7 protein-coding genes are annotated in these 8,296 nt (G+C 63.6%); 2 read left to right on the forward strand and 5 right to left on the reverse strand.

Translation table 11 applies throughout. The features are described from left to right. Nucleotides 1-39: 39 nt before the first annotated feature. The 4 genes from paaI to paaN form a co-directional block, all read right to left on the reverse strand. Nucleotides 40-498, reverse strand: a complete 459-nt coding sequence (gene paaI, locus ACIPHM_RS20080; protein ID WP_400332008.1) for a hydroxyphenylacetyl-CoA thioesterase PaaI — start codon at nt 496-498, stop codon at nt 40-42. Nucleotides 499-630: 132 nt separating this feature from the next. Continuing rightward, the gene (paaG, locus tag ACIPHM_RS20085) at nt 631-1,413 is read right to left on the reverse strand and encodes a 2-(1,2-epoxy-1,2-dihydrophenyl)acetyl-CoA isomerase PaaG (RefSeq protein ID WP_400332011.1); all 783 of its coding nucleotides are present in this window, start codon (nt 1,411-1,413) and stop codon (nt 631-633) included. A gap of 60 nt (nt 1,414-1,473) precedes the next feature. Beyond that, nucleotides 1,474-2,676 (reverse strand): 3-oxoadipyl-CoA thiolase, encoded by a 1,203-nt coding sequence (pcaF, locus tag ACIPHM_RS20090; protein ID WP_400332014.1) that lies wholly within the window; start codon nt 2,674-2,676, stop codon nt 1,474-1,476. A 171-nt stretch (nt 2,677-2,847) separates the two neighbouring features. Further along, the gene (paaN, locus tag ACIPHM_RS20095) at nt 2,848-4,542 is read right to left on the reverse strand and encodes a phenylacetic acid degradation protein PaaN (protein ID WP_400332017.1); all 1,695 of its coding nucleotides are present in this window, start codon (nt 4,540-4,542) and stop codon (nt 2,848-2,850) included. A 516-nt stretch (nt 4,543-5,058) separates the two neighbouring features. Here paaN and ACIPHM_RS20100 point away from each other — a divergent pair. Both ACIPHM_RS20100 and ACIPHM_RS20105 read left to right on the forward strand, forming a co-directional pair. After that, complete coding sequence (locus ACIPHM_RS20100) at nt 5,059-5,835, forward strand: enoyl-CoA hydratase (protein ID WP_400332020.1); 777 nt, start codon at nt 5,059-5,061, stop codon at nt 5,833-5,835. Nucleotides 5,836-5,919: 84 nt separating this feature from the next. Beyond that, entirely contained in the window at nt 5,920-6,726 is an 807-nt protein-coding gene (locus ACIPHM_RS20105) for a basic amino acid ABC transporter substrate-binding protein (RefSeq protein WP_400332023.1), read from the forward strand. 305 nt (nt 6,727-7,031) lie between these two features. Here ACIPHM_RS20105 and ACIPHM_RS20110 read toward each other — a convergent pair whose 3' ends face one another. After that, complete coding sequence (locus tag ACIPHM_RS20110) at nt 7,032-8,057, reverse strand: IS110 family transposase (RefSeq protein WP_400332026.1); 1,026 nt, start codon at nt 8,055-8,057, stop codon at nt 7,032-7,034. Nucleotides 8,058-8,296 lie beyond the last annotated feature (239 nt).

Genomic DNA, 8,296 nt, shown 5'->3' on the forward strand with positions numbered 1-8,296 from the left:
CGCGCGCCCGTGACCGGACACGCGTATTGCCGGGGCACGTCAGACGACGGTGCCCTTGATCTGTGCGGACTTGCCGCGGAACATCGCTACCACTTCACCGGCGTTGTTCGTCAAACGAATGTCATAGATGCCATGACGCCCCGAGAGCACCTGCTCCTGCGCCTCGGCCGTGAGCGTGTCGCCGCCCGAGACCGGTTTGAGGAACTCGATGCTGCATCCGGCCGCGACCGTCACCACGTTGTAGCTGTTGCACGCGAAGGCGAAAGTCGAGTCCGCCAGCGTGAACATCAGGCCACCATGGCAGATAGCGTGGCCGTTGAGGAATTCGTCGCGGATGCGCATCGTCATGCGCGCATAGCCCGGACGCACTTCCTGCAATTCCATGCCCAGCCACTGGCTTGCGCGGTCTGTGCTGTACATGGCCTCGCCGGTGGCGCGGGCGAGTGCTTCCGGGGTCATCTCACTGACAGCCTTGGCGGCGGGGGAGGTCTGGCTCATCGGGGGTCCTCTTGTCTCGTCCTGTTTTGTTATGTCGTCGGTCTCTCGCGCAGCGCGTGTGGTTTTGGCATTCGTTGTGCGTCGCTGCCGTGTATTGCGTGATGTGTGGCTTTTCCTTGGTCCTGCGGGCTGTCAGCGGCCTTCGAATTTCGGGGCGCGCTTTTCGAGGAAGGCGTTCACGCCTTCCGCATAGTCGTACGAGGCGCCCAGTGCGCGTTGTCCGTCGCGCTCCAGGTCGAGTTGCTCGTCGAGCGTGTTCGTGGTCGAGGCGTAGAGCGCTTCCTTGATCGTGGCGAGCGCCTTCGTCGGCTGCGTTGCCAGTTGTGCGGCGAGCTTCTGGGCTTCGGCCAGGAGCGCATCGTCGCTGACGCAGCGCCAGATCAGTCCCCACTGCTCGGCCTGTTCGGCCGAGAGCTTGTCGCCCAACATCGCCAACCCCATCGCGCGGGCCATGCCGATGCGCTGCGGCAGGAACCACGTGCCGCCCGTGTCGGGCACCAGGCCGATCTTCACGAACGCCTGAACGAAGTTGACGGACGCGCCCGCGAGCACGATGTCACAGGCGAGCGCCAGGTTCGCCCCAGCGCCGGCAGCGATGCCGTTGACCGCCGCGATCACCGGCAGCGGTAGGGCACGCAGCTTGCGCACGAGCGGGTTGAAGTTCTCGTCGATCAGGGCGCCGAGATCGGTCGAGGCGCCCGGCGTGAAGTCGAGATCCGCGAGATCCTGACCGGCGCAGAAGCCGCGCCCGGCACCCGTCAGCACGATGGCACGCGCCCCTTGTGCCTGGGCGGTATCGATGGCGTCGCGCAATTCCGCATGCATCTGCCGCGTGAAGCTGTTGAGCTTCTCGGGACGGTTGAGCGTGATCGTCGCGACGTTGGCTTGCAGCGTCAGTTGAACCGTGGCGGTCATCGGTGTCTTCCTCCGGGTGTCGTCTCTGGCGTCTCTATCTATAGATGGCGGGGCGGTCGGTCAGACGCGTTCGATGGCGATCGCGATGCCCTGACCCACACCGATGCACATCGTGCACAGCGCGTAGCGTCCGCCAGTGCGGTGCAGTTGGTACATCGCAGTCGTCACCAGACGTGCGCCCGACGCGCCCAGCGGGTGGCCCAGCGCAATGGCGCCACCGTTCGGATTCACGCGGGCGTCGTCGTCGGCAATGCCGAGCTGACGCAGCACTGCCAGACCCTGGCTCGCGAATGCCTCGTTCAGTTCGATGACGTCAAACTGGTCCAGCGTCATGTTCAATTGCTTGAGGAGCTTGAGCGTGGCCGGGGCCGGACCGATGCCCATGATGCGCGGTGCGACGCCGGCCGTGGCCATGCCGAGCACGCGGGCGCGCGGCGTGAGGCCGTGCAGCTTGGCGGCGCTTTCGCTGGCGAGCAGTACGGCGCACGAGCCGTCGTTCACGCCCGAGGCGTTGCCTGCGGTGACGGTGCCGTCGGGGCGAACCACGCCCTTGAGCTTGGCGAGCGCGTCGAGGCTGGTCGCACGCGGGTGCTCGTCGCGCTCGACGACGATGGCGTCGCCCTTCTTCTGGGCGATGGACACCGGCGTGATTTCCTGCGCGAGCGTGCCGTCGGCTTGCGCGCGAGCGGCCTTCTCCTGACTGCGCAGCGCAAAGCGATCCTGGTCTTCGCGGTTGATCTTGAAGTCGTCGGCCACGTTCTCGGCCGTCTCCGGCATCGAGTCCACGCCGTATTGCGCCTTCATCAGCGGGTTGATGAAGCGCCAGCCGATGGTCGTGTCGAAAATCGCGGCCTGACGCGAGAACGCGCTGTCGGCCTTGCCCATCACGAACGGCGCGCGCGTCATCGATTCAACGCCGCCTGCGATCATCAGCCCGGCTTCGCCTGCCTTGATGGCGCGTGCGGCGGTGCCGATGGCGTCCATGCCCGAGCCGCACAGGCGGTTGAGCGTGGTGCCGGGTACGTCGATAGGCAACTCGGCGAGCAGCGAGGCCATGCGCGCGACGTTGCGGTTGTCTTCGCCTGCCTGATTGGCGCAGCCGTAGATGATGTCGTCGATCAGCGTCCAGTCGACGTTCGGGTTGCGCGCCATCAGCGCCTTGAGGGGAATCGCGCCGAGGTTGTCGGGGCGAACGTCCTTGAGCGCACCGCCGTAACGGCCGATGGGGGTGCGGATCGCGTCGCAGATGAAGGCTTCGGTCATGGTGTCTCGTTCCTGTGCTTGCTTTGGGCGGGAGTCGTTCGGTGGCACGCGCAGCGCCCTGGCGGCGGCCGCACGACGGTGAGTCACCATGGTAGTGACTTACCGTCGCGTTCGCGTGAGGTGTTTCCCGTCCCCTCTCTCTATATAGATGTCGTCTGGAATGCCGACGGATCAGGCCGCGCCCGTGTCCGACTTGGCCGGCACGTGATGGCGGCTTTGCACGACGCGGAAACGGTTCGCGACGAAAGCGGCGTCGGCCAGGCTCGCGTTGGCGGCCGGGTTGCCGCCGGTGCCGTGGTAATCCGAATACGCTGCGGACTGGTTGACGAACACGCCACCGGTCAGGTTGAGCGACAGGGCGACGCGGCCTTCGAGGGCGGCGTCAAGCGCCTGCGCTTCGCCGTCAGGCGTCGTCGTGTAGGCCGACAGCGTGAGGGCGCCGTGTTCGGCGGCAGTGCGCCCCGCCAGTGCGAAGGCTTGCGCGCCGCTGTCGACTGCGATCACGAAGGCGATCGGGCCGAACCACTCGCGCGTGTAGACGGCTTCGTCGGCAACGTCGAGGGCGACGATCAGCGGTGTGCGCACGCGGGCGTCGGCGAAGACGGGGTGCTGGAGCGTCTCGCTGTCGAGCACGACGCCGCCCACCTTGCGGGCTGCGTCGATACGGGCGAGCACGCCTTCGTTCTGGATCGCGCCGAGCAGTTCGACGGCCTTGGCCGGGTCGCTGCACGTCTTCTGGACGCTGCCTGCGATGGCGGCGACGACGTCCTCGAACGAGACCTTGCCGTCCGGCGTCTGAATGCCGTCACGCGGAATGTAGATGTTCTGCGGCGCGGTGCACATCTGGCCCGAGTACAGCGCGAGCGAGAAGCCGATGTTGCGGGCCATGCCCTTCAGGTCATCGGTCGAATCGATCACGATCTGATTCACGCCAGCCTTTTCGGTGTAGACCTGTGCCTGACGGGCGTTGGTCTCCAGCCAGTCGCCATTGGCAGTGCTGCCCGTGAAGTCGATCACGCGCACTTCGCCGCGTTTGGCCAGTTGCTGGACGATGGCGCCGTCGTTCGGGTTGGTGGCCGCGAGGGTGACGACGTCCGGATCGAAGCCGGCTTCCTTGAGGACTTCACGCGCGATTTTCACGGTGATGGCGAGCGGCAGGATCGCGCCCGGATGCGGCTTGACGATGACGGCGTTGCCGGTCGCGAGGCTGGCGAACAGACCCGGGTAGCCGTTCCACGTCGGGAACGTGCAGCAGCCGAGCACGAGCGCCACGCCGCGCGGCACAACGGTGTAACGCTTTTCCATCGCCAGCGGCGGGTTCTTGCCTTGCGGCTTTTCCCAGTAGGCATCGGCCGGAATGCGGCGCAGTTCGTCCCAGGCGTAGGCCACGGCTTCGAGACCGCGATCCTGTGCGTGCGGGCCACCTGCCTGGAACGCCATCATGAACGCCTGGCCGGTCGTGTGCATCACGGCGTTGGCCATCTCGAAGCTGCGTGCGTTCAGGCGCTTGAGGATTTCCAGCGAGACGCCGACCCAGGCGTCCGGGGTGGCGGCGCGCCACGACTTGTGGGCGTCGGTCACGCGCGCGAGCAGGGCGTCGATTTCAAAACCGGGGTAGGTGGTGCCGAGCGCGAACCCGAAGGGCGACGCCTCCTGACCGGCGCTGCCCGTGCTGCCGCGCTGCTCCAGCGGGAAGGCGGCGTTCAGATACTGCTTGAAAGCGGCTTCGCCATCGGCGGCGGCCGTCTCGCCATAAGCGCGCGGGCTCGGCATTTCCGTGAACGGGCTCCAGTAACCACGCGTGGCGATGGCCTGAAGGGCGCGCTCGAGAGTCTCTTGGTGTTTGGCGAAGAGGGGATGAGTCATGGTTGTGGGTCTGTCCGTATCGGGATGCGGCTGGCGGATTCGCTGTCTGCCCGCGGGCAAGTTCGTGGCTCGCGCGGCAAGACGCAGGGGACGGCACCGGGTCGTCTCGTCGACGTTTATCGGCGATATTAATTGACCGACCGGTTGGTTTGTTAATATAGCACCAAATCTTCCGGGCGTCGCGCACGATGACGCCGGGTTTTCCCCGACGGCTTCGAACGCGTTTGCGGTGCGCGTTCTGCTTGCCTGGCGGTGTGTTGGCGAGGAACGCAAGCGACGGGTCTGCATGGCGGAACGAAAGGTGCGTGTGCCGGGGATCGATGGCATCATGCCTAACCACTACAGTCGACGCCCGGCAAGCCGCATACCCCGGCGAATCGCGTGCGCCGCCGCGCCGTTGCGAACCAATGGCGTGTCCATCGCCTTATCTGTTTCCGGTGTTGGCCCGCGCGTTGCGCCCGGGTGAGCGCCTGCCCCTGAACCACAAGACGAGACTTTGACTGGAGGAACAAGAGGATGACGTACGAGAACATTCTGGTGGAGACGCGCGGCCGCGTCGGCCTGATTACGCTGAATCGTCCGAAAGCGCTCAATGCGTTGAACGATGCACTGATGGATGAGCTGGGCGATGCGCTCACCGCCTTCGACGCCGATGAAGCCATCGGATGCATGGTGATCACCGGTAGCGAGAAGGCATTCGCGGCGGGCGCCGACATCGGCATGATGTCGAAGTACACCTTCGCGGACGTGTTCAAGGGCGACTACATCACGCGTAACTGGGAGACGGTGCGCCGCATCCGCAAACCGGTGATCGCGGCGGTGTCGGGTTTCGCGCTTGGCGGCGGATGCGAATTGGCGATGATGTGCGACTTCATCATTGCGGCGGATAACGCAAAGTTCGGCCAGCCGGAAATCAAGCTCGGCGTGATTCCGGGCGCGGGCGGCACGCAACGTCTCACGCGTGCGGTGTCCAAGGCTAAGGCGATGGACATGTGCCTGACCGCGCGCTTCATGGACGCCACCGAGGCCGAGCGCGCCGGGCTCGTGTCGCGTGTCGTGCCGCTCGACAAGTTGCTCGAAGAGGCGATTGGCGCGGCTGACACCATCTGTGAATTCTCGTTGCCGGTCGTGATGGCGGCGAAGGAAGCGGTGAACCGGGCGTTCGAATCGACGCTCGACGAGGGCGTGCAGTTCGAGCGCCGGATTTTCCATTCGCTCTTCGCGCTGGAAGACCAGAAGGAAGGCATGGCCGCGTTCGTCGAGAAGCGCAAGCCGGTTTTCAAGCATCGTTGAAACGGTTGAGAAAACCTGTGACGGCCTCCGGAGAGGGGGCCGTCATATGTTAGGCTGCCGGTTTTTTCAGCAAGGGACGAAACGATGTCGATGAAACGACGTGCATTTGCGCTGGCCTTGGTGGTGTCTTCGGGGCTGCTGTTGAGTGCCTGCGGGAAGAAGGAAGAATCAGCCTCGGGCCGATCGGTGGGGCCGGATGGCTCGCAACCTGTGTACGTCGTTGGCTCGGACGCGGCCTATGCGCCGTTCGAATATGAAACCGACACCCGGCAGATCGCCGGCTTCGATATCGATGTGATGAAGGCCGTCGCCGACAAGGCGGGCATCGCCGTCCGATTCATCAATACGCCTTTCGAAGGCATCTTCAATTCGCTGGTGCAGGGCGACCGCGACATCCTGATCTCGGCGATCACGATCACGGACGAACGCCGCAAGCAGATGGATTTCTCGACGCCATACTTCGAGGCGTCACAACTGATCGCCGTGCCGGTCAATTCGACCGTCCAGAAGTTCGACGACCTGAAGTCGATGAAGGTGGGTGTGCAGACGGCGACGACGGGCGATGAAGTCGTCCAGCAGCTCATGGGCAAGAACAATCCGGCAGTCAAACGCTTCGAAGGCACGCCGCTTGCCATGAAGGAGCTCGAGGCGGGAGGCGTGGATGCGGTAGTCGCGGATAACGGTGTCGTCGTGAACTTCATCACGAACAACCCGGACGCCAAGTTGCGTACTGTGGCCGACAGTAGCTTCCCGAAGGAGTATTACGGCATCGCGGTGCGCAAGGGCGATGCCGAGCTGCTGGCCAAGATCAATAAGGGGGTCGATGCGATCAAGGCTGATGGCACGTACGACGCTATCTATGAGCGCTACTTCGGCAAGAAGAAGTCCTGATAAGTAGCGCAGCACGGCACCTGCGGGTGCCGTGTGAAATGAAATCTATGGTCACCCCCATTTTTGCAAGACTGGCGTTCGATGCAGTGTTTGGTTTGCCTAAATCTATCCGGCGTCGTTGTGGGGAGTCGCTCCCCGCGCCACGATGAGAGTCGCGCCTGACGGTCCTAAAAAAGCCCTCGGCTTGAAAAGCCAATTTCATTGTCGGGTTTGTCGTCAGGCCGGTATGCCGTTCACGTCATCCAATGTCAGTCGTCGCAAAACCAGGTGGGTGTTTCTCGGATAATAGTTGGGGGAGCGGGCGCTCAGGTTGGCATAGCGCTCGGCCCTGCATCGAATACCGTGTTGCGTGTGGCCAGAGCCCATGCGGTTCGGGCCAGCTTGTTCGCTAGCGCACAGGCCACCACGTTCGAATGCCGGCGCGTGAGCATAGCGCGTACCCACTCTGCGAGCCGCCCGCTCTGGCGCTCAAGCCGCTGCATGTACGCCCGGGCGCATTGCACCAGCAAACGCCGCAGGTTCTTGTCCCCGCGCTTGCTAATGCCCAGCAGGTTCGCCCGGCCTCCCGTGCTGTACTGGCGCGGCACTAGCCCCGTAGCGGCACCAAAGTCCCAGCTACACGCGTATTGCTTGCCATCGCCCATCTCAGTGGCCAACACGCTTGCTGTGATTGGCCCAACGCCGGGGATGCTCAACAAACGCTGCCCCAGATCGTCTTGGGCAAGCTGCCGGGTCAACTCTTTTTCGATTTCTCCGATCTGCTCGCTGAGGTACTTGTAGTGAGCGTGCAATCGCTCAAGCACCGCGACGAGGTGCGGCGGCAACGAGTGTTCTGCCAACACCGCGGGGAGTCGCCTGATGACGGCCTGTCCGATCGGCAGGCTGATGCCGAATTCGAGTAAAAAACCATGGAGTTGATTGACCGTTTTTGTCCGGTCTCGAATCAGCGATTCGCGCACACGGTGCAAGGCGCCGAGCGTCTGCTGGGACTCGGTTTTGGGCGTGACAAACCGCATGGCAGGACGCGAGGCAGCTTCACAGATCGCCTCGGCGTCGACGAAATCGTTTTTGTTGCTTTTGACGAAAGGGCGCACGAATTGCGGCGAGATCAGCTTGACCTGATGCCCGAAACCGGCCAACTGGCGGGCCATGTAATGGGCTCCGGCGCACGCCTCCATGACCACCGTGCAGGCATGAAATGTCGCGAAAAACTCGACCATTTGCTTGCGGCTCACCTTCTTGCGAAATACCGCTTTGCCCTGCCGATCCTGCCCATGAAGGTGAAACGTATGCTTGCCAAGGTCGATTCCTACCAGCGTCACGTCTTCCATGATGGCCTCCAAAATGAAAACACCCTACCGCGTTACCCGCGTGTAGGGTGGGGGTGACCATCTCATTAAGCCCCGTCGCGATGGGGCTTTTTCATGGCTTTTCAAATTATTTTCACAAAGTGCTTGCCAGGGTTCGGGGTTTTCACTAATATCTCGTCTCTCGCAACGACAGCGACGCAGCGCAAGCGGCGACGGAGTTGGGGCGACGGGCTGGAAAGCCCGGTGGTTAGTGGTTTTCG

Source organism: Pandoraea sp. NPDC087047, assembly GCF_044745225.1.
In the GTDB taxonomy this organism is placed as follows: Bacteria; Pseudomonadota; Gammaproteobacteria; order Burkholderiales; family Burkholderiaceae; genus Pandoraea.